This is a genomic window from Actinokineospora terrae, from assembly GCF_900111175.1.
GTDB classification, from domain to species: domain Bacteria; phylum Actinomycetota; class Actinomycetes; order Mycobacteriales; family Pseudonocardiaceae; genus Actinokineospora; species Actinokineospora terrae.
In genome coordinates this window covers 360,112-382,027 of record NZ_FOGI01000006.1, presented here as the reverse complement: position 1 = coordinate 382,027, position 21,916 = coordinate 360,112, and the positions used below count along the sequence as shown (strand labels likewise).

Here is a 21,916-nt window from a genome sequence, read left to right as displayed (position 1 = left end):
CCACACCATCACACCTTGCGCACATCCACGCGCACTACGAGACCGTCGCCGACAGTGCCCTCGGCGGCGGTAGCCGTACCGGCGTCGACCGCCTCCGCGAGGACCTCTTTCGCGATGAACTCGCGGTGCGCCGCGAGCACGGCGTCGAGCTCGGGCGCCGCGGAGGTGTCGACGGTCAGCACGATCCGGTCGGACACCTCGAGCCCCGCGTCGCGGCGGGCCTGCTGCACGATCCGGACCAGGTCGCGCGCGGCGCCCTCGGCGGCCAGGTCGGCGGTCACCTCGGTGTCGAGGACGACCAGCCCGGAACTGGCGGGCAGCTCGGCCGTCGCTCCGGGGTCGGTGGCCACCAGCCGCCGCTCGTACTCGCCCTCGCGCAGCTCGATGCCCGCCGCGACGACCGCGCCGGACTCGTCGGTCGACCACTCGCCCGCCTTGACCGCGCGGATCACCTTCTGCACGTCCGGTCCGAGCCGGGGGCCGGACACCCTGGCGTTGACCACGAGCTCGAAGTGCCCGTGCGCGGCGACGTCGGTGGTCAGCTCGACCGCCTTGACGTTCACCTCGTCGCGGACCAGGTCGGTGAAGGGCGCCAGCACCTCGGCGTCGGCCGCGGCGACCAGCAGCCGCGCCAGCGGCAGCCGCACGCGCAGCTTGTTGGCCTTGCGCAGCGCCAGCGCCGACGAGCACACCTGCCGCACCCGGTCCATGCCCGCGACCAGGGCGTCGTCGCCGGGCAGGTCGATGGCGTCCGGCCAGTCGGTCAGGTGCACCGAGCGGCCGCCGGTCAGCCCGCGCCACACGACCTCGGCGGTGAACGGCAGCAGCGGCGCGGTCAGCCTGGACACGGTCTCCAGCACCGTGTGCAGGGTGTCGATCGCGTCGGTGTCGCCCGCCCAGAACCGGTCCCGGGACCGGCGCACGTACCAGTTGGTCAGCACCTCCAGGTACTCGCGCACGGTCTGGCAGGCACCGGAGATGTCGTAGACGTCCAACGCGGCCGTGACCGACTCGACCAGCTGCCGGGTCTTGGCCAGTACGTAGCGGTCGAGCACGTGCGTCGAGTCCGTGCGCCACCTACCTTCCTTGCCCTCGGCATTCGCATAGAGGGCAAGGAAGTAGTAAGAGTTCCACAGCGGCAGCACGGCTTGCCGGACCGCGTCGCGGATACCGCGCTCGGTGACGACGAGGTCGCCTCCGCGCAGGATCGGGCTGGCCATGAGGAACCAGCGCATCGCGTCGGAGCCGTCGCGGTCGAATACCTCGTTGACATCCGGGTAGTTGTTGCGCGACTTGGACATCTTCTGCCCGTCGTCGCCGAGCACGATGCCGTGCGCCACGCAGGTGGTGAACGCGGGCCGGTCGAACAGCGCCGTGGCCAGCACGTGCATGGTGTAGAACCAGCCGCGCGTCTGACCGTTGTACTCGACGATGAAGTCGCCGGGGTAGTGGTCCTCGAACCACTCGCGGTTCTCGAACGGGTAGTGCACCTGGGCGAAGGACATCGCGCCGGACTCGAACCAGCAGTCCAGCACCTCCGGCACCCGGCGCATGGTCGAGGCCCCGCTGGGGTCGTCCGGGTTGGGCCTGGTCAGCTCGTCGATCGCGGGCCGGTGCAGGTCGGTCGGGCGCACGCCGAAGTCGCGCTCCAGCTCGTCGAGCGAGCCGTACACGTCGACGCGCGGGTGGTCCGGGTCGTCCGACACCCACACCGGGATCGGCGAGCCCCAGAACCGGTTGCGGGAGATGTTCCAGTCGCGGGCGTTGTCCAGCCACTTGCCGAACTGGCCGTCCTTGATGTGGCCGGGCACCCAGGTGATCTGCTGGTTCAGCTCGACCATGCGGTCCTTGAACCGGGTGACCGCGACGAACCAGGACGAGACCGCGCGCTGGATCAGCGGGTTGTCGCAGCGCCAGCAGTGCGGGTACGGGTGGTCGTAGGTCTCGTGCCGCAGCAGCAGTCCCGCGTCCCTGAGGTCGCGGATGATCTGCTTGTTGGCGTCGAAGACGTGCTGTCCCTCGTACGGCGCGACCTCGGCGGTGAACCTACCGTGCGGGTCGACCGGGATCACGACCTCGATGCCCGCCGCGTCGGTGACGACCTTGTCCTCCTCACCGAAGGCAGGGGCGATGTGCACGATGCCCGTGCCATCCTCGGTGGTGACGTAGTCGGCCGCGAGGAACTGGTGCGCGTTGGTGCGACCGACGAAGAAGTCGAACGGCGGCAGGTAGCGGGTACCGAGCAAGTCGCTGCCCTTGTACCGCGCGACAACAGGTAGGTCCTCACCCAGCTCACGCGCGTACGCGCCAACGCGAGCCTCGGCAAGCAGGTAGCGCTGACCGTTGGACTCGACCACGACGTAGTCGACATCGGGGTGCACCGCGGCGGCGAGGTTCGACGGCAGCGTCCACGGCGTCGTCGTCCACACGAGAGCGTGGACGCCATCGAGATCGGTACCGGGAGCCTGCACCCTCAGCCCTACCGTGACGGCAGGGTCCTGACGGTCACGGTAGGTGTCATCCATCTTGGTCTCGGTGTTGGACAATGGCGTCTCACAACGCCAGCAGTACCAGAGCACCCGGAAGCCCTCGTAGACCAAGCCCTTGTCGTGCAAGGACTTGAAGGCCCACATGACCGACTCCATGTAGTCCAGGTCGAGGGTCTTGTAGTCGTTGTCGAAGTCGACCCACCGCGCCTGCCGGGTCACGTAGTCGCGCCACTGGTCGGTGTAGCGCAGCACGGAGGTGCGGCAGACCTCGTTGAACTTCTCGATGCCGAAGGACTCGATGTCGCTCTTGGAGGCGAACCCGAGCTGCTTCTCCGCCTGCACCTCGGCGGGCAGGCCGTGGGTGTCCCAGCCGAAGCGGCGCTCCACGTGCTTGCCGCGCATGGTCTGGTAGCGCGGCACCAGGTCCTTGACGTACCCGGTCAGCAGGTGGCCGTAGTGCGGCAGCCCGTTGGCGAACGGCGGGCCGTCGTAGAACACGAACTCGTTGGCGCCGTTGTCCCCGGCGGGCCTGGCGTCCACTGAGGCCTGGAACGTCCGGTCGGCCGACCAGTGCTCCAGTACCGCGGTCTCCAGGTTCGGGAAGGACGGCTGGGCGGGCACGGTCGGCTCGCCGCTGTACGCCCTGGGGTAACCCATGGGTGGCACTCCTCGTACGGATCGGTGGGACCCACACGGGGACGACCAGGACGGCTCGTGCCGTCCCGCGCCGCGGTACCACCCCGCTTGCCGCCCTGGCGGGCGACCACTCGTCGGTCGGCTGTGACGGGCCGTCCCGTCCGGTTCTACAGGGCCAGCGCCCGTTCTTCCGGAGGCTCCCCGGTGATGGCCGGATCAGTGCCTGTGCCGTCGAGTCTAACTCCGCCGCGCAACCCGGTTCGCCGCCACCCGGATGAGCAGGTAGAGCACCAAGGCGTTGCACAGGTGCCAGGCGAAGTGCGTGCCGAGGGGGAACCCTGCGCAGACAGCGGTATCGACCGTGCGCAGGGTAAGCGACACCCCGAAGAGGGCAGCGATACCCGCGAACCACAGCGCGTAGTGCAGGTCGCCTCTGACTAGGAGCAGCACCCCGAACACGACCATCCCGAGCAACGCGGGCAGGTAGCTCCCACCGCCGATGACGAGGTTCACGAGCACGCCGAACGCGATGAACAACGGAGCGCCCAGCCAGGCCCACCGCCACCGGAGTTCGAGGAAGGTCTTGGGGAAGACCACCACGTAGGTGATCATGAACGCCAGGATGGGCGCCACGTCCAAAGTCGCCGCCCAGCGCGTCGCGACTGTGTGGAAGGTGAAGCTACCGAGCCCGATGACCGCGAGGAGCACTACGAGCGCCGTCACGCACCATGGCGCTCCCGTGCGGCGAACGTGCCGGTAGGCGAAGAACGCGGCGATCAGGAACGCGACGTTGGTCCAGGCGTTGACCGGCTCGGACCAGAACTCCGGCCCGGTGCGCTCGCAGTACCCGTCGACCGGCATGCCCACCTCCGCTAGGGGTGCCCCGCCTCGGCGGCGAACGCCGCAGGCCGGAACCCGCGCCACACCACGGCGGTCAGCGCAACCATAGCGACGCCCGCGGCCCAGAAGGGAGCGGTGACCCCGAACCCGCGCACGACGAACCCGCCCAGCAGCGAGCCGATCGCCGAGCCGCCGACGACCAGCAGCGAGTACACGCTGCCCACCCGGCCGCGCAGCCGCTCCGGCACCGCCCGGTGGCGCACCGAGGTCAGCACGACGCCGAGCACCGCGCCGTGCGCGCCGAACAGGACGTTGATCACGACCGCCACCCAGGCGTCGGTGGTGATGGCCAGCCCGAAGTGGGTGGCGGTCTCGATGAGCAGGCCGACCCGCACCAGCAGGCTGTCACCGACCCGCCGCTGCAGCCACGGGGCCGACGCCGAGCCGATCAGCCCACCCGCGGCCACGGCGGCGAACAGCAGGCCGAACCCGACCTCCGACAACCCCAGCCGCTGCTCGGCGTAGAGCACGAGGATCGAGACGGTCGCCATCAGCGCGATGTTCATCAGGCACAGCGACACCGCCATGGACCGCAGCAGCCGGTGCGACCACGCCCAGCGCACGCCCTCGACGATCTCGTCCCGCATCCGGCGCCGGTGCTCGACCCGGCGCGGCGGCGGTCGGTGCCGCAGCGTGGCGGCCACCACGGCGCCGAGGAGGAACAGCGCGGCCTCCAGGCTGAACGGCAGCGCGGCGGCCACGACGAACAGCGCCGCCCCCAGCGGCGGTGCGACGAACAGGTTGGTCACGATCGCCACGCCCTGCTGCCTGGCATTGGCACGCGGTAGCGCCTCGACCGCGACGACGTCCGGCACGAGGGCGGTCGCGGCGTTGTCCACCAGGGTCTCGCCGACCCCGACCAGGAAGAACGCCAGGTACACCAGCCACACGGTGACGGCGCCGGTGGCCACGGCCACGGCGAGGCCCGCGATGACGACGCCGCGGTAGACGTTGACCGCGACGACGACCCGGCGGCGGTCCCACCGGTCCACCAGCGCGCCGCTGATCAGCGAGAACAGCAGCCACGGCAGCTGCGCGACGAAGACGACCGCCCCGATGGCGGCGGGGTCGTCGGTCAGCCCGGAGATCAGCAGCGGGCCCGCGGCGATCATGATGCCGTCAGCGGTGTTGGTGACCGCCGAGGTCGTCCACAGGCGGGCGAAGTCCGGCCCGAGCCTGGGTGGTGTGGTGGTCGTCACCGAACCAGCTTGCCGACACGGCCCCCTCGGCAGGGGAGATCCGGGGTGACATAGATCATCCCACCGGCAGAACGGCTACTCCGACGCCTCGGTCCGCTTAGGACCGCGGCCCTCACGGTGGCGGGTAGCGAGAACGGCGTCCGGGGTGCAGTGGGCGCACGGGGTGAACCCGAGCTGCCGGGCCTCGGCGACCGGTAACGCTATCGACGACCGTGAGCCGAGCCAGCCGCAGCGCGTCAGGTGGTAGCGCGGCCGTTCGTCGAGGACCCGGACGTCCACCCGCAGGTCGGAGATCACCAGCAGGTCGGCGGCGTCGGTCGCCTCTTCCGCGGGCTCCTGCTCCTGGTCGAGATCGACCACGTCAGGACCAGCGGGGGGATCGACCGGTGGGGGTGGGTCGATGCGCTCGATGTCCGGGGCCCCGATCGGCCCCAGCGCGGCAGTGTCGAGCGGTGCGGGAGTGTCCACCGGTGTGCGGCGCCGCCGGGACCCGAGCCAGTCCACCAGCAGGATCGCGGCGGCCACCACGGAGATGACCACCGAGATCCACGCCCACACGGTGTTGGCCGTGGTGAGCGCGGCGACCAGCAACCCGAAGGCGCCGAGCACGAGGACCAAGACGAGGAACAGCACCATGCGTCCCCAGCCAGGGCGCGGCGGGTGTCAGCCACCCGCCGCCTGCCCGTGGACTGGTCAGCCCGCCTCGGCGCGCGGTCCGAAGGAGTAGCCGCTCTGCTGCCCGGCGCCCCTGCCCTCGGTGGTTGGCGCCGCGGAACCGCGGTCACCGAGCTCACGCAGGCTGGACTCCAGGAACGTCTTGAGCCGGGTGCGGTACTCGCGCTCGAAGGTGCGCAGCTCGTCGATCTTCTTCTCCAGCGTGGTCCGCTCGGCCTGCACGGCACCGATGATCTCGGTGTGCTGGCGCTGGGCGTCCCGCTCGAGCGTGGTGGCCTTCTCGCGGGCCTGCCGGTCCAGCGTCTCGGCCCTGGTCCGCGCGTCGTTGAGCATGGTCTCGGCCCGGGTGCGGGCCTCGTTCACCATGGTGTCCGACTTCGCGCGGGCCTCCGAGAGCAGCTGCTCGGACTTGGTGCGCGCCTCGGCGAGCATCCCGTCCGCCTCGGCCTTGGCCTCGCCGGTGAGCCGGTCGGCCATCTCCTGGGCGAGCCCGAGGACCTTGGCCGCCTGCACGTGGTGGTCGCCACCACCGCCGGGGTTGGTCTGCTCCAACGAGCTCGGCGGCGGGACCGGCTGCAAGCGCCGGGGCTCCTCCACCGGGCGCACCGGCGCGACCGGGGCACCCGCGCTGCGGGCGTCCTCCAGGTCGGCGCGGGTGGACTCCAGCTGCGCGTCGAGTTGCTCGACCTGCGCACGCAGGTCGTTGTTCTCCTCGATCAGGCGGGAGAGCTCCACCTCGACCAAGTCGAGGAACGCGTCCACCTCGTCCTCGTTGTAGCCCCGCTTGCCGATGGGAGGCTTGCTGAACGCGACGTTGTGCACGTCAGCGGGGGTCAACGACATCTGATCACCTCACGCACTCCAGGGCTGCGGGTTTCCCGGGGTTCCCCGTTCACCCGGGATACGCCAGTCGCATCAGAATGAATACGACCAACAGCAGCACCATAATCGATAGGTCCAGGCCCACGCCTCCGATCCGGATCGTCGGGATGAGCCGACGAACAAGACGTACCGGAGGATCGGTCACTGTGTAGATGGTCTCCAGCGTTACCGCAACCCCACCCGCCGGGCGCCAGTCCCTGGCGAACGTGCGGACGAGTTCCACCACGACCCGCGCGGTGAGCAGCAGCCAGAAGGCGAACAACACCCAGAAGGCGGCGAGGAGCAGTGGTTCCACGGGTCAACTGTGCCATCACTCAGCTTCGGGTGGCGAACCCACCCTCGGCCAACCGCCGCTTGTCCTCCGCGGTGGGGTCGACGTTGGGTGGTGAGATCAAGAACACCTTGTTGGTGACCTTGTCCATCGAGCCGCGCATGGCGAACGCCAGGCCCGCGGCGAAGTCGACCAGGCGTTTGGCGTCCGCGTCGTCCATCTCGGTCAGGTTCATGATGACCGGGCGGCCGTCGCGGTAGTGCTCGCCGATCGTGCGGGCCTCGATGTAGCTGCGCGGGTGCAACGTGATCACCCGTCCGAGTGGATATCCGGCGGGTTCCGGCTGCCGCTGCCGCACGGCGGGCGGCTCGCGGCGGGCGTCCACGGCCAACGCGCCGTGGGTGGGCTGCTCGGGGGCCACCGCGGGGGTCCACGCGGGGCGTGGGCGGGCGCGCTCGGCGGGCTCGTAGTCCTCCTCGGCCTCGTCCCGGTAGGGACCACGCTGACCGCCGAACCACCGGCGCCTGCCACCCGGGTAGTCCTCGAACTCGTCCTCGGCGTACTCCGGGCGGTAGCCGCGCCGGTCGTACTCCTCGGCCTCGTAGTCGTCGAGCTCGTCCGCCGGGACCATGCCGAAGTAGGCCTTCAGCTTCTGCAGCGTGCTCATAGCCGTTCCTCCGGATTCCCCGAGCGTGGTCGTGCGCGCGTTGTCCGACTACCACGTCCCCGCAAGGCTCAACCCCGGGCTTCGGCGATCTTGCCTGCCGGGGTCCGTTCCTGCTAAGGGGAGGCTAGCCCGCGTCCCCCCAGCAGCGCGGTTCCGACACGCACGCACGTCGACCCGTAGTCGATCGCCTGCTCGAGATCGTTACTCATGCCGCAGGACATCTCCGTCGCCGAGGGGTATTCGGCCCGCAACCTGCCCGCGGCAACCGCTAGACGTTCGAACGCCGCCTCGGGTTGCGTGCCCAGTGGCGCCACCGCCATGATCCCGCGGAGTCGAAGATCACTCGATCGAATTACCCGTTCGGCGAGGTCCGGGAGCTCGTCGAGCGGGCAGCCGCCGCGGGCCGGGTCACCGTCGATGCTGGCCTGGAGCAAGACCTCCAGCGGCTCGGCGCGCTCCCCCGCCCCGATCGCGGCGGCCGCGGCCTTGGCGAGTGCGTCGGCGAGCCGTCCTGAGTCGACGGACTGGACCTGCGCGGCCCAGCGCAGCACCGACCTGGCCTTGTTGCGCTGCAGCCTGCCCACCATGTGCCAGCGAACCGGGGCGCCGGGACGCAGCGCGGCCATCGCCTCCGCCTTGGGACCGGCCTCCTGCTCGCGGTTCTCGGCCAGGTCGAGCACGCCGAGGTCGACCAGGGCGGCGGCGTCCTGCACCGGGAACGTCTTGGTGACCGCCAGCAGGCGCACCCCGGCCGGGTCGCGCCCGGCGCGCGCGCACGCGGCGTCGACCCTGGCCCGGACCTCGGCGAGGTTCGCCGCGATCTCGGCGGCGCGGTCGGTCACGGCTCCACCCAGGTGACCGCGGCCAATCGCCCAGTGGTGCCTTCCCTGCGGTGACTGAACAGCGAACGCTCCTCGTTCGTGCACCGCGGGTCGATCCCGATCTTGGCGACCCCGGCGTCGGCCAGCTGCCGCCACAGCCCGGCGCGCAGGTCGAGTCCGGCGGTGCCCTTGCGGGTCCGGCAGGCCGTGCCGGGCAGGTGCTGCTCCACATCGGTCTGCATCGCCTGCGGGACCTCGTAGCACTCGCCGCAGACCGACGGGCCGAGCAGGACCTCGACGCGGTCGACATCGGCGCCCGCGGCCACCATCGCCGCGAGCGCGGCGGGGACGACGCCGACCCGGGCGCCGACCCGGCCCGCGTGCACCGCGCCGACGACCCCGGCCTCGGGGTCGGCGAGCAGCACGGGGACGCAGTCGGCGACGAGCACGACCAGGGCGAGGCCCGGCCGCGCGGTCACCACGGCGTCGGTCGCCTCGAGCTTGTCCGGCACGGGGCCGTCGACGACGCCGACGGTGCGGCCGTGCACCTGTTCCATCCAGACGAGGTGGTCGGCGGGCAGCCCGAGCTCGCGGGCCAGCCGGTCGCGGTTGGCGGCCACGGCCGCCGGGTCGTCGCCGACGTGGTCACCCAGGTTGAACGAGTCGTACGGCGCCTGGGACGCCCCGCCTTCGCGTGTCGTGACCACGCGCCGAATCCGCACACCACACCCCGCACCGCTAGAGGAGTTCGCCGACCCCAAACCTAGCGCCCCGCGACCCGTCCCGGTGTCAGCGCCGCATGAACGGCGGCACGTCGACCTCGTCGTCGGGGTCCTCGGTGACCGGGACGGCCCTGCCGTGCACGCCGCCGCCCTGGCTGGCCCGCACGCTCGGCAGCGGCTGCGCCGGGGCGGCCTGCTGCGCGTAGTCCTGGCGGTAGCCGACCGGCTGCTGCTGGTGCTGCGCGGGCTGCTGGTGCTGCCCCTGCTGGTGCTGGGTCTGCTGCGGCTGCTGGTGCTGGACCTGCTGGTGCCCGACCGGCTGCTGGGTCTGGTAGCCCTGCTCCGGCAGCGACACCGGCTGCTGGACCTGCTGCTGCGCGGGCGGTTGGTGCTGCGCGGGCTGCTGCTGGTGCTGGGCGGGCGCCTGCTGCGGCTCGGCGTGGACCTGGCCCGCCTGCGCGGCGGCGGTCGTGGTCGCGGACCTGGTGCCGAAGCCGACCGGGTCGAGCTTCTTGTGCGTGGGGCCGCCGCTGTCGAACCCGGCGGCGATGACGGTCACCCGCACCTCGTCGCCGAGCGAGTCGTCGATGACCGTGCCGAAGATGATGTTGGCCTCCGGGTGGGCGGCCTCCTGCACCAGCGACGCGGACTCGTTGATCTCGAACAGGCCGAGGTCGGAGCCGCCCGCGATGGCCAGCAGCACGCCGTGCGCGCCGTCCATCGAGGCCTCCAGCAGCGGCGAGTTGATCGCCTTCTCCGCCGCGGTCACCGCGCGGCCCTCGCCGCGGGCGGAGCCGATGCCCATCAGCGCGCTGCCCGCGCCGGACATCACGCTCTTGACGTCGGCGAAGTCCAGGTTGATCAGACCGGGGGTGGTGATCAGGTCGGTGATGCCCTGGACACCGGAGAGCAGCACCTCGTCGGCGGAGCGGAAGGCGTCCATCAGGCTCACGCCGACGTCGCCAAGCTGCAGCAGCCGGTCGTTGGGGATGACGATGAGCGTGTCGCACTCGTTGCGCAGCTCGGTGATGCCGTCCTCGGCCTGCCTGGCCCGCCGCTTGCCCTCGAAGGAGAACGGGCGGGTGACCACGCCGATGGTGAGCGCGCCGAGCTTGCGCGCGATGGAGGCGACCACGGGGGCGCCGCCGGTGCCGGTCCCGCCGCCCTCACCCGCGGTCACGAAGACCATGTCGGCCCCCTTGAGGACCTCCTCGATCTCCTCGCGGTGGTCCTCGGCCGCCTTGTGGCCGACCTCGGGGTTGGCGCCCGCGCCGAGGCCCCTGGTCAGTTCCCGGCCGATGTCGAGCTTGACGTCGGCGTCGGACATCAGCAGTGCCTGCGCGTCGGTGTTCACCGCGATGAACTCGACACCCTTGAGCCCGACCTCGATCATGCGGTTGACGGCGTTCACGCCGCCGCCACCGATGCCGACGACCTTTATCACGGCGAGGTAGTTGTGCGGGGGCGTCATCGAAGCCGCCTTCCTTGTCGTCATCAGTGGTGCGGGTACCCGATCCGGGGAACCCTCGACCTCAACCAGAGAGTGAGGGTGATGTCAACCCCGGACCTGGCAAGGAAGGTATGCACAGGACTGGTCTCGATCCAGCCGCCACGCCGTGCGCGGCCCCGGTTGTTGGTCACCGACCGTGCGGGCGCCCCGTTCACTCCCCCGTGGTGCCGTCGAGCAGCTCGCGGATCACGTCGAGGTGCCCGGCGTGCCGCCCGGTCTCCTCGATCATGTGCATGAGCACCCAGCGCGGGGTCAGCAGCTTGTCGCCGCGGAAGGTGACGATGTCGTCGAGGCCCATCGCCGCGATGACCTCGCGGCTGTGCGCGCACTGCTCGGCGTAGTCGGCGAGCAACCGCTCGAGTGACAGGTCGGCGGCGATCTCGAACTCGCCGTCGGGGCGTTCGGCGCTGTAAGGGGCGCGGTTGGGCTGACCGCGCAGCGCGACGTCGAACCAGTAGGCCTCTACCCAGCGCAAGTGGGACAAGAGCCCGGCGACGGTCATCAGCGGCGAGGGCAGGACGGAGCGGTGGGCGTCCGCTTCGGACAGGCCCGCGGACTTGTGCGCGATGGTGCCGCGCAGGAAGTCGAGGAACGCGGCGAGCAGCAGGCGCTCGTCACCCTGGTACGGCGGCTCGACCCTGGGGTCGTGGATCTCGGTCATGGGGGAAGTGTGTCCGAGAGCGGCGCGGACGCGCAGCGGATTTCCGTCCCCTGTGGACAACTCAGGAGATCGTGGGGAAGTCCGGCGCGGCCACGTCGAACGTCTTGCCCTCCTGGGTGAGCAGGGCACCGAGCACGGCGGCCTTGCGGGTCACGTTCTTCGCGTCGCCCCACTTGACCACCCGCTGGTCGGCGAGGCCCAGCCGGATGTCGGTCGGGGTGCGCGCGGTCACCGAGACGACCACCTTGGCCAGCTGCGGCGGGATGCCCGCGAGGACGGCGGTGGCCGCCCTGGTGGCGTTGTCGCCGCTGGCGTCGAGCACGGGCAGGCCGGGCGGTGCTGCCTTGATGGTCCCGTAGTCGACGCCCGCCGCGTCCAGCAGGTGCGCGCCGTCGTCGCGTACCGCGACCGCGACCGGGGTGCGCTCGGTGACCGCCAGCTCCACCGTCGCCGGGAAGGACCGGCTCACGTCGACCGACCCCACCCGGGGCAGCTGACGGATCCTGGCGGCGATCTCGTCGGTGTCCAGCGTGGCCAACGGCGTACCCGGTTCGATGGCGGCGGCCGCGCGGACCTCGTCCGCGGTGAGGTCCTTGATGCCGGTGACCTCGACGGTGTTGGCACCGAGGACCGGGGTGAAGAACACGAGCACGACCAGGCCGGTCACGGCCAGGAGCGAGCCGAGCACCGTCCACCGGCGGACGAGGTAGCGGCGTGCCGTGCGCCTGCGCGCGGGCCGCTGTGCGCCACGCGGCCTGCGCCGGGTACGCCTACCGGGGACGGTGCTGGTCACGCCTCGCGCTCCAACTCGGCGAGCACCTCGGGGCCGAGCATGGTCACGTCACCAGCGCCCATGGTCAGCACCAGGTCGCCGTTCTGGACCAGACCCGCGACCAACGCGGGTACGCGCTCGAACGAGGGCTCGTAGTGCACGCGCTCGGCCGGGAGGGGCACCGCGTCGGCGACAAGAGCGCCGCTGACACCGGGCTTGGGTTCCTCGCGCGCGCCGAACACGTCGAGGACCACGACCTCGTCGGCCAAGCCCAACGCGGTGCCGAACTCGGTCGCGAAGGTCTCGGTGCGGGAGTACATGTGCGGCTGGAACACCACTACGACACGGCCACCCTGCGCGGCGGGACGTACAGCGCGCAGCTGGGCGTCGACCTCGGTGGGGTGGTGGGCGTAGTCGTCGTACACGCGAACGCCTGCGGCGGTGCCCTTGTACTCGAAACGCCTTCGCACACCACCGAAGGCGGCGATGCCCTCGCCGAGTTCGGCCAGTGGCGCACCGAGTTCGATGCCCGCCAAGAGGGCCGCGACAGCGTTGCCTGCCATGTGCTCGCCAGGTACCGCTACCCCGAGCTCGATCTCCTGGCCGCCCAGGGTGAGCCGGGCCAGGCCGCCCCCGTCCGCGGGGTGGTAGTCGAGGATGGTGGCGTCATCCGGTCCCGTGGTCAGGCGGCCGTACCTGCGCACGCGGATGCCCTTGCCCTGGGCGCGCTCGGCGAGCGCGGCCGAACCGGGGTCGTCCACGCAGGCGATGAGCACGCCACCGGGGGTGATGCGGTCGAGGAACGCGTCGAACACCGCGACGTAGGCCTCCACGGTGCCGTGGTGGTCCAGGTGGTCGGCCTCGACGTTGGTGACCACGGCGACCGACGGCGAGAACACGAGGAACGAGCCGTCGCTCTCGTCGGCCTCGGCGACGAACGCGCCCCCGGTGCCGTGGTGGGCGTTGGCACCGGACTCGTTGAGGTCACCGCCGATGGCGAACGACGGGTCGAGCCTGCAGTGCTGGAGCGCCACGGTGAGCATCGAGGTCGTCGAGGTCTTGCCGTGCGTGCCCGCGACGCAGGCGACCTGGTGGCCGACCATCAGCTCGGCCAGCGCCTGCGAGCGGTGCAGGACCGTCAGCCCGCGCCGCCGCGCCTCGACCAGCTCCGGGTTGGTGTCCTTGATCGCGGTGGACACGACGACCGCGGTAGGGCCACCGGGGAGCAGGTCCAGGTTCTCGGCGACCTGCCCGACCGCGATGCGCGCGCCCTGGGCCCGCAGGGTCAGGAACGTGCGAGTCTCCTTGGCGTCGGACCCCGACACCGCCGCGCCCCTGGCCAGCAGGATGCGGGCGATGCCGCTCATCCCCGCGCCGCCGATGCCGACCAGGTGCGCGCGCTCCAGCGGGCCGTTCACGACACGCCCTTGGCCGCGGCGTCGAGGACCATGCGGGCGAGCACGTCGGCGGCCTCGCGGTGACCGGTGCCCTGCGCCGCCGCGCTCATCGCCGACAGGCGACCGTGGTTGGTCAGCATCGGGACGACCAGTTCGGCGACCTTGGCCGGGGTCAGGTCAGCGTCATCGACGAGGACAGCGCCACCGCCGTTGACCACCGGCTGGGCGTTGAGCGCCTGCTCGCCGTTGCCGTGCGGGAGCGGCACATACACCGCGGGCAGGCCTACCGCCGAGACCTCGGCGACGGTCATCGCGCCACAACGGCACAGCGCGGCGTCCGCGGCCGCGTAGGCGAGGTCCATGCGCTCCAGGTAGGGCACGGCGACGTAAGACGGCGCCCCTGGGACTGCCTGGACCGCGAGCGTGTTCTTGGGGCCGTGCGCGTGCAGGACCCCGATACCCGCCTCGGCGAGTTCACGTGCCGCGCCGGACACCGCGGTGTTGATGGACCGGGCACCCTGGGAACCGCCGAACACCAGCAGGGTCGGAGCGTGCGGGTCGAGGCCGAAGAACGCGCGGGCCTCGGCGCGCAGCGCGGCCCGATCGAGGTTGATGATCGACTCGCGCAGCGGGATGCCGATGACCTCCGCGCCGGGCAGGCCGGAGTCGGCCACGGCCACCGCGACCCGCTCGGCAAACCGGGCACCGACCTTGTTGGCCAGACCGACCTTGGCGTTGGAGTCGTGGACCACGATCGGCACGCGGCCGCGGGCAGCCAGGTAGGCGGGGAGGGCGACGTAGCCGCCGAAGCCGACCACCACGTCAGCGCCGACGCGTTCGAGGACCTCGCGGGTGGTCTTGACCGCGGAGCGCACCTTCAGCGGCAGCTTCAACAAGTCCACATTGGGCTTACGGGGCATGGGGACGGGTGGGATCATCTCCAGCGGGTAGCCCCGCGCGGGGACGATGGTCTTCTCCAACCCGCGCTCGGTCCCCAGGGCGACGACACGGGCGTCCGGGCGCAGCCTCATGACCGCGTCGGCCAGCGCTAGCGCGGGCTCGATGTGCCCGGCAGTGCCACCCCCCGCGATCACCACGCACGGACCCGTGCGGGTGGGCTGACTGGCACCGGTGGGACCAACGGTCAACGACGTCCTCCTTTGGAGTTCCGCGGCGTACCGCGGCTTGTCTTCTGCCGGGCGAGGGCCGCACCGCCCGCCCGTGGGTAACCCTGACGCTCCGGGGCGCGCTTGCGCGGCTCGGCCTGCGGCGTGCTCCTGCGCTGCGCGGTGCCCCTCGGCGGCGTCGTCGGCCGCGCGGGCTTGCGCTTCTTCGGCGGCTTGTACGGCTGGGGCGCGGTCAGCTTCATGATCTTGCCGAACCGGCCGGGGCCCTGCGACCGCAGCGCCGACACCGCCTCGGGCTCGTTCCTGGCGCAGTTGGCGAGGATGCCGAACACCAGCATGGTGACCACGACCGAGGTGCCGCCGGAGGAGATCAGCGGCAGCGTGATGCCGGTGACCGGCAGCATCCCGACCACGTACCCGATGTTGATCGCGGCCTGCGCGACCAGCCACACGGTCAGCGTGGCGGCGACCATCCGGATCCACGGGTCGATGTTGCGCGTGGCGATGCGCATGCCCACCACGGCCAGCATCGCGAACAGGCCGAGCACCAGGACGCAGCCGAGGAAGCCGAGTTCGTCGCCGATGAGGGCGAAGATGAAGTCGTTGTGCACGTTGGGCAGGTAGCCGGACTTCGACGGCCCCTGACCCAGCCCCCGGCCGAACAACCCGCCGTCGGCCAGGGCGAGCTTGGCTTGCAGCGCCTGGTAGCTGCTGCCCGCGAGGTCTTCCTCGGGGCTCAGGAAGCTCAGCACCCGGGCCAGCCGGTAGTCGGTACCGACCGCGAGCAGCGCGACACCCGCGAGACCGCCCAGGGCGAGCGCGCCGAACAGGCGCAGCGGGGCCCCGGCGAACCACAGCAGCGCGATGAGCACCACGCCGAGGGTGATGGTGCCACCCAGGTCCGGCTGCAACATGACCAGGGCGAACATGAGCAACGCCATCGGCACGACTGGCACGAGCAGGTGGCGGTACCGGTGCAGGACAGCCCGTTTCAACACGAGCACGTGCGCGCCCCACAGCGCCAACGCGAGCTTGCAGACCTCGACCGGTTGGAACGAGAACGGTCCGAGCCGGAACCAGCTCTGCGTGCCGTTCAGCGTCGTGCCGAGCGGGGTGAGCACGGCCATGAGCAGCAGGACGCTGATCGCGAGCGCGGCCGGGCTCAACGCCCGGATGCGCTCAAGCGGGACGCGAAGACCCAACCAGAACAGGACAGCCCCGATGAGCACATAGAGGAGCTGCTTCTTGAAGACGGTGTAGAGACCCGCGCCCGTCTTGAGCGAGGCCACCGACGACGCCGACAGCACCATCACCAGACCGAGCGCGGTGAGCAAGGCGAACACGGCCAGGACTAGGTGGAACGAGGCAAGAGGTCGACCCAGCCACGCGGTCAACGCCGTGCGGACCGCGAGGAACCGCCCGCCGGTGCTGGCGGCGCGGCGCGGACGGGCAGCGGTACCGACGTTCCCGGCGGTATCGTGCGCGGTCATCACCGGCCTCCGGTGGCGCCGTCGCTCGTTGCCGCGCCGCCGTCGAAGGTCGAGTTCTCCCTGGCGCGGGCGACCGCCTCGGCGAAGGCGTCGCCGCGGTGGGCGTAGTCGCGGAACATGTCCATTGAGGCGGCAGCGGGCGCGAGCAGCACGACGTCACCCGGACGTGCCATGGCGCCTGCCGCGCTGACCGCTGCGATCATGGGTTCATGGTCTCCCGGGGCCTGCCGTCGGACGGGGACATCCGGGGCGTGTCGCGCCAGCGAGGCGGCGAACGCGTCGGCGTCCGCACCCAGCAGCACGACACCGCGCAGCCGCCCGGCGACCGCCTCGACCAGCGGATCCACCGTCGCGCCCTTGAGCAGACCACCCGCGATCCACACCACGGACCCGAACGACAGCAAGGATCCTGCCGCCGCGTGCGGGTTGGTGGCCTTGGAGTCGTTGACGTAAGAGACCCCGTCCACCTCGCCGAGCGGGACAGCCCTGTGCGCGCCCGGCTCGAACGCGCGCAGCCCCTCGCGAACCGCATCGGGTGACACTCCGAAGGATCGCGCAAGCGCGGCCGCGGCCAGGGCGTTGGCGACGTTGTGCGAGCCGACGACGTTGAGGTCGGCCAGGCAGGCCAGCTCCTCGGCCTGCTCGCGCGGGTCGGCCACGAACGCCCGGTCCACCAAGAGGTCCTCGACCAGGCCCAGCTCGCCGGGCCGCGGTACGCCGAGACCGAACCCGACCTGCACGCCGTCGTGCTCGGCGGCGAGACGACCGGACCACTCGTCGGCGGTGTTGCGGACGACGACCCCGGCGCCCGCGTAGGCGCGCCCCTTCGCCTTGGCGTACTCCTCTATGGAGCCGTGCCAGTCGAGGTGGTCCTCTGCGAGATTGAGGACAACGGCGGTGTGCGCGCGCAGCGACCGCTGCCAGTGCAACTGGAAGCTGGACAGCTCCACCGCGAGCACGTCATGTCCGGCGCGGATGGCGTCGATCACGGTCAGGCCCACGTTGCCGCAAGCGATGGCGTTGCGACCGTCCGCGCGCAGGATCTCAGCGAGCATGCCAACGGTGGTGGTCTTGCCGTTGGTGCCGGTGACCACGAGCCACGTGGGCGGTTGGGGCAACCTCTCCGACATCAGCCAGGCCAACTCGACCTCGCCGATGACGTCGATGCCCGCGGCCACCGCTGACGCCAAGAGCGGGCTGCTCGGCCGCCAGCCCGGGCTGGTGACAACGAGCGAGGTGCCCGCCGGGGGCTCGCTGAGGCCAGGCACCAGCGTGGCGCCGGTGTCGGCCAGTTCCGCCAACCGCTCGGCGTTCCCATCGGTGACCGTGACCTCGGCGCCCATCTCCAGCAGCGCCACGGCCACCGACCGACCGGTCACCCCGGCACCGGCCACCAGCACCTTGCCGGTGACCAGGCCCGTGAAGGGCCCGGTCACACGCCGCCGCCCAGCGCGAGCCAGTCGGCGTAGAACAAGCCGAGGCCGAACATCGCGCAGACGCCCGCGAGCAGCCAGAACCGGATGATGACCGTGGTCTCCGCCCAGCCTGCCAGCTCGAAGTGGTGGTGGAACGGGGCCATCCGGAACAGCCGCCGCCGGGTGGTGCGGAAGATCGCGATCTGCAGCACCACGGACACCATCTCGACCACGAACAGGCCGCTGATCACGATCATCAGCAGCTCGGTGCGGGTGGTCATGGACAGGCCTGCGACCAGGCCGCCGAGCGCCAGCGAGCCGGTGTCGCCCATGAAGATCTTGGCGGGTGCCGCGTTCCACCACAGGAAGCCGATGCAGGCGCCCATCGCCGCCGCGGCCACGATCGCCAGGTCCAGCGGGTCGCGCACGTCGAAGCAGGCTGGCTCGGCCACCCGCGAGCAGTCGTGGCTGAACTGCCAGAACGAGATCACCACGTAGGTGCCCATGACCATCGCCGACGAGCCGCCCGCGAGGCCGTCGAGGCCGTCGGTGAAGTTCACCGCGTTCGACCACGCGGACACCGCCAGGTAGCAGAAGACGATGAAGCCGATGCCACCGAAGGAGATGATGGTGATGTCACGGACGAAGGACAGGTTGTCCGAGGCGGGGGTCAGCTGACGCTCGTCGGGGAAACGCAGCGCCAGGACCGCGAACACGATCGCCACGACGAGCTGGCCGACCATCTTCGCGGTCTTGTTCAGGCCCAGGTTGCGCTGCTTGCGGATCTTGATGAAGTCGTCGAGGAAGCCGACCAGGCCCAGTCCGGTGGCCAGCATCAGCACCAGCAGGCCGGAGGCGGTCGGCGAGTCGCCCCGCCCGGACCAGGCGTTGACGATGTGCGAGGTGCCGTATCCGGCCCACATGGCGATGATGATCGCCACGCCACCCATGGTGGGGGTGCCGCGCTTGCTCTTGTGGCCCTCGGGGCCCTCTTCGCGGATCTCCTGCCCGAAGCCCTGCCGGGAGAAGACCCGGATCAGGTACGGGGTGAGCAGGATCGAGATGACCATGGCGATCGCGGCGGCGATCAGGATGCTCTTCACCTGGCGTCCCCCGCCACCAGCGCCTCGGCGACCCGCCACAGGCCAGCGGCCTTGGACGCCTTCACGAGCACAACGTCACCTGGCGCCAACTCGGCGCGCAAGAGCGCCACCGCGGCATCGACGTCCGGCACCAGCACCGACTCCTCTCCCCACGAGCCTTCCAGGCTCGCCCCCTGGTGCATCGCGCGAGCGAGCTCGCCGACGACCACCAAGCGGTTGATGTCCAGTCGAACGGCGAGCCTGCCGATGTCGTCGTGCGCGCGCACCGACTCCTCGCCCAGCTCACCCATCACCCCGAGGACGGCCCAGGACCGGCGGCGGTTGCCTGACCGGGCCATCGTGGCCAAGGTCTTGAGCGCCGCGCGCATGGACTCGGGGTTCGCGTTGAACGCGTCGTTGACCACGGTGACGCCGTCGTCGCGGGTCACGACCTCCATCCGACGCGCGGAAACCCGCTGCGCGCCGGTCAGGCTGTCCGCCACCTGTTGCACCGTCGCGCCCAGTTCCAGGGCGATGGCGGCGGCGGTAAGGGCGTTGCCCACGTGGTGGGCTCCGTGCAGGCCGAGGGAGACCGGAGCGTCGCCCTGGGGGGTGCGCAGCAGGAAGCTCGCACGCGCCTGGTCGTCGAGAGTGATGTCGAGGGCGCGCACCTGGGCGGACTCGGCCTCGCCGACGAGCACGACCCTGGCCTTCGTGCGGGACGCCATCGCGGCCACCAACTGGTCGTCGGCGTTGAGGACCGCGATCCCGTCCTCGGGCAGCGACTCGACCAGCTCGCCCTTGGTGCGGGCGATGTCCGCGCGGGTACCGAATTCGCCAAGGTGGGCGGTGCCGACGTTGAGCACGGCACCGATGCGCGGCGGGGCGGTGTCGCACAGGGCGGCGATGTGGCCGGGGCCTCGCGCGGACAGCTCCAGCACGAGGTGCTTGGTCTGCCCGTCCGCTCGCAGCACGGTCCAGGGGTGGCCCAGTTCGTTGTTGAACGACCCGGGCGGCGCGATGGTCGACCCCAGCGGCGCGAGCACCTGTGCGATGAGGTCCTTCGTCGAGGTCTTACCCGAGGAGCCCGTGATACCGACAACGGTCAGGCCGTCAGCGGTGAGCCTGTCTGCGACAAACCGGGCAAGCCGTCCCAGCGCCGCGAGCACCGCCGCGCCTGATCCGTCTTTGTCGCCGGTCAGCGCCACCGAGCGCGTGTGCGCCTCGGACACCGGCGGCACGATGATCGCCGGAGCGTCCACCGCCCGCGCGGCCAGGACCGCGACCGCGCCGGACTCGACGGCCTTCGCGGCGTAGTCGTGTCCGTCGACCTTGTCGCCGGGCAGCGCGACGAAGAGTCCGCCCGCCGTGATCTCCCGGGAGTCGAACTCCACGGTGCCGGTCACCACTGCCGCCGGATCCGCTTGGTGCACCGTGCCGCCGACGATGTCAGCGACCTCTCGCAGGGTAAGGGGGATCATTCGGTCACCGTGCCCAGTCGCTCGCGGATGGCCGCGGCGAGCTCGTCGCGGTCTGAGAAGGGATGCACAACGCCCGCGACCTCTTGGCCTGTCTCGTGGCCCTTACCCGCGATGACGACCACGTCCCCATCGCGGGCGTTCGCGACCGCGGTGACGATAGCCCGCCTGCGGTCGCCGATGTCGACGACCTCGCCGCGCTCCGCGGACGGCACCTCGGTGGCCCCGGCGAGCATGGCGGCCCGGATCGCGGCCGGGTCCTCGCTGCGCGGGTTGTCGTCGGTGACCACGAGCAGGTCGCTGCGCCTGGCCGCGGCCGCGCCCATCAGCGGGCGCTTGGCGGAGTCGCGGTCGCCGCCGCAGCCGAGCACGACGATCACCCGGCCGTCGGTGCGCGCCCGCATCGCGTCGAGGGCGAGCGCGACGGCCGCCGGCTTGTGCGAGTAGTCCACGACGGCGGTGAAGTCCTGCCCCAGCGCCACCCGTTCCATCCGGCCGGGCACCCTGACCTGGGCGAACCCCTCGACGATGGCGTCGATCGGCACCCCGGCGGTGTCCAGGATCGCCGCCGCGAGCAGGGCGTTGGCGACGTTGAAGGTGCCGGGCATCGGCAGCGTCGCCTCGGCGGTCCTGCCACCGGGGGCGTGGACGCGGAAGGTCTGCTCGCCGCTGAGCGAGACGCGCAGGTCCGACGCGGTCCAGTCGGCCGCCCCGGTGGTGGACACGGTGGTGGTGTGCTCGCGCACGAGCCTGCGCCCCCACTCCTGGTCGACGCAGACGACCTCGGCGGCGGAGCGGCCGTCGAACAGCAGCGCCTTGGCCTGGAAGTAGTCCTCCATGTCGGGGTGGAAGTCCAGGTGGTCCTGCGAGAGGTTGGTGAACGCCCCCACGGCGAAGCGCGTGCCCGCGACCCGGCCCAGCCGCAGCGCGTGGCTGGAGACCTCCATCGGCACGTGCGTGACACCGCGCTCGACCATCACCGCCAGCAGCGCCTGCAGGTCGGGGGCCTCGGGTGTGGTGAACGCGCTGGCGAGCCGGTTGCCCGCGATGCGGGTCTCGACGGTGCCGATCAACCCGGTCGTCAGGCCTGCCGCGGCGAGACCCGCGTCGACGAGGTAGCTGGTGGTGGTCTTACCGGACGTGCCGGTCACACCGAGCACGCTCAGCGCCAACGACGGCTCCCCGTAGACCCACGCGGCGAGTGGGCCTAGCGCGGCACGCGGGTCCGGGTGGACGACCACCGGCAGACCCGAGTCCCGCACGGCCGGGTGCTCGGCCCCGGTGGGATCGGTGAGGACGGCGACGGCGCCGGAGGCGACCGCCTGGGCGGCGAAGTCGGCGCCGTGCGCACGGGCGCCGGGCAGCGCGGCGAACAGGTCTCCGGGAAGGACGTGCTGTGCGCGCAGCGTCGCGCCTGTGACGACCACATCGGACACCGGGTCCGCGGTGGCGTCCCCCGTGGAGAGCCGGGCGTCCGCGCGCGCGATCAGCGTGGCGAGCGGGACGGGCTGGATCCGGGTGGGGCGAGGCGGCGCTGTGACAGCCTTGCCTTCGAGCTTGGCGGGCACGTCGCGGAAGGCTACCTGCGCACGGAGGGCGACCACGCGGCCCCTCGATCGCGGGACCCCGGCGGTATGCGGTAGGTGAGCGCACAGTGATCGCCACCCGGCACCGACCCCGGTCCGGTCACACGATCGGGTGGTCATCGTTTTCGCAGGTCAC

General features: G+C 71.3%; 19 protein-coding genes. All 19 read right to left on the bottom strand.

The annotated features are described in order from the left end of the window. Positions 1–8 precede the first annotated feature (8 nt). Positions 9–3,146, bottom strand: coding sequence for an isoleucine--tRNA ligase (gene ileS / locus BMY07_RS15780; RefSeq protein WP_092778848.1), 3,138 nt, complete (start codon positions 3,144–3,146; stop codon positions 9–11). Between the two features lie 216 nt (positions 3,147–3,362). After that, on the bottom strand, positions 3,363–3,986 hold the full coding sequence (locus tag BMY07_RS15775; protein WP_092778847.1) for a ceramidase domain-containing protein: 624 nt from the start codon (positions 3,984–3,986) through the stop codon (positions 3,363–3,365). 11 nt (positions 3,987–3,997) lie between these two features. Further along, positions 3,998–5,224 carry an MFS transporter gene (locus BMY07_RS15770; RefSeq protein WP_092778846.1) on the bottom strand — a complete coding sequence of 409 codons (1,227 nt, stop codon included), beginning with the start codon at positions 5,222–5,224 and terminating at the stop codon, positions 3,998–4,000. A gap of 75 nt (positions 5,225–5,299) precedes the next feature. Further along, positions 5,300–5,860, bottom strand: coding sequence for a hypothetical protein (locus BMY07_RS15765; protein ID WP_342741544.1), 561 nt, complete (start codon positions 5,858–5,860; stop codon positions 5,300–5,302). Positions 5,861–5,917: 57 nt separating this feature from the next. Continuing rightward, the gene (wag31, locus tag BMY07_RS15760) at positions 5,918–6,742 is read right to left on the bottom strand and encodes a DivIVA-like cell division protein Wag31 (RefSeq protein WP_092778845.1); all 825 of its coding nucleotides are present in this window, start codon (positions 6,740–6,742) and stop codon (positions 5,918–5,920) included. Between the two features lie 49 nt (positions 6,743–6,791). Continuing rightward, positions 6,792–7,076 (bottom strand): YggT family protein, encoded by a 285-nt coding sequence (locus tag BMY07_RS15755; RefSeq protein ID WP_372440361.1) that lies wholly within the window; start codon positions 7,074–7,076, stop codon positions 6,792–6,794. A gap of 19 nt (positions 7,077–7,095) precedes the next feature. Further along, a complete protein-coding gene (locus tag BMY07_RS15750) occupies positions 7,096–7,719 on the bottom strand; it encodes a cell division protein SepF (protein WP_092778844.1) in 624 nt (207 codons plus the stop codon). A gap of 113 nt (positions 7,720–7,832) precedes the next feature. Further along, positions 7,833–8,561, bottom strand: a complete 729-nt coding sequence (locus tag BMY07_RS15745; RefSeq protein ID WP_092778843.1) for a YggS family pyridoxal phosphate-dependent enzyme — start codon at positions 8,559–8,561, stop codon at positions 7,833–7,835. Continuing rightward, on the bottom strand, positions 8,558–9,262 hold the full coding sequence (gene pgeF / locus BMY07_RS15740; RefSeq protein ID WP_092778842.1) for a peptidoglycan editing factor PgeF: 705 nt from the start codon (positions 9,260–9,262) through the stop codon (positions 8,558–8,560). Before pgeF ends, BMY07_RS15745 begins: the two co-directional genes overlap by 4 nt. A gap of 67 nt (positions 9,263–9,329) precedes the next feature. After that, positions 9,330–10,733, bottom strand: a complete 1,404-nt coding sequence (gene ftsZ / locus BMY07_RS15735) for a cell division protein FtsZ (RefSeq protein WP_092778841.1) — start codon at positions 10,731–10,733, stop codon at positions 9,330–9,332. A gap of 190 nt (positions 10,734–10,923) precedes the next feature. After that, positions 10,924–11,433: a DinB family protein gene (locus tag BMY07_RS15730; RefSeq protein ID WP_092778840.1), complete on the bottom strand. Its 510-nt coding sequence runs from the start codon at positions 11,431–11,433 to the stop codon at positions 10,924–10,926. A 61-nt stretch (positions 11,434–11,494) separates the two neighbouring features. After that, positions 11,495–12,226 carry a cell division protein FtsQ/DivIB gene (locus BMY07_RS15725; RefSeq protein ID WP_092778839.1) on the bottom strand — a complete coding sequence of 244 codons (732 nt, stop codon included), beginning with the start codon at positions 12,224–12,226 and terminating at the stop codon, positions 11,495–11,497. Then, on the bottom strand, positions 12,223–13,572 hold the full coding sequence (gene murC, locus BMY07_RS15720) for a UDP-N-acetylmuramate--L-alanine ligase (protein ID WP_245782432.1): 1,350 nt from the start codon (positions 13,570–13,572) through the stop codon (positions 12,223–12,225). The genes BMY07_RS15725 and murC overlap by 4 nt, the downstream gene beginning before the upstream one ends. Before the next feature lie 47 nt (positions 13,573–13,619). Continuing rightward, complete coding sequence (gene murG, locus BMY07_RS15715; RefSeq protein ID WP_092778837.1) at positions 13,620–14,750, bottom strand: undecaprenyldiphospho-muramoylpentapeptide beta-N-acetylglucosaminyltransferase; 1,131 nt, start codon at positions 14,748–14,750, stop codon at positions 13,620–13,622. Continuing rightward, entirely contained in the window at positions 14,747–16,219 is a 1,473-nt protein-coding gene (gene ftsW / locus BMY07_RS15710) for a putative lipid II flippase FtsW (protein ID WP_092778836.1), read from the bottom strand. The genes murG and ftsW overlap by 4 nt, the downstream gene beginning before the upstream one ends. Further along, on the bottom strand, positions 16,219–17,655 hold the full coding sequence (murD, locus tag BMY07_RS15705) for a UDP-N-acetylmuramoyl-L-alanine--D-glutamate ligase (RefSeq protein WP_092778835.1): 1,437 nt from the start codon (positions 17,653–17,655) through the stop codon (positions 16,219–16,221). Before murD ends, ftsW begins: the two co-directional genes overlap by 1 nt. Further along, positions 17,652–18,737 carry a phospho-N-acetylmuramoyl-pentapeptide-transferase gene (gene mraY / locus BMY07_RS15700; protein ID WP_092778830.1) on the bottom strand — a complete coding sequence of 362 codons (1,086 nt, stop codon included), beginning with the start codon at positions 18,735–18,737 and terminating at the stop codon, positions 17,652–17,654. Before mraY ends, murD begins: the two co-directional genes overlap by 4 nt. Then, entirely contained in the window at positions 18,734–20,197 is a 1,464-nt protein-coding gene (locus tag BMY07_RS15695; protein WP_092778829.1) for a UDP-N-acetylmuramoyl-tripeptide--D-alanyl-D-alanine ligase, read from the bottom strand. The genes mraY and BMY07_RS15695 overlap by 4 nt, the downstream gene beginning before the upstream one ends. Next, positions 20,194–21,762, bottom strand: coding sequence for a UDP-N-acetylmuramoyl-L-alanyl-D-glutamate--2,6-diaminopimelate ligase (locus BMY07_RS15690; RefSeq protein WP_483860462.1), 1,569 nt, complete (start codon positions 21,760–21,762; stop codon positions 20,194–20,196). Before BMY07_RS15690 ends, BMY07_RS15695 begins: the two co-directional genes overlap by 4 nt. Positions 21,763–21,916 lie beyond the last annotated feature (154 nt).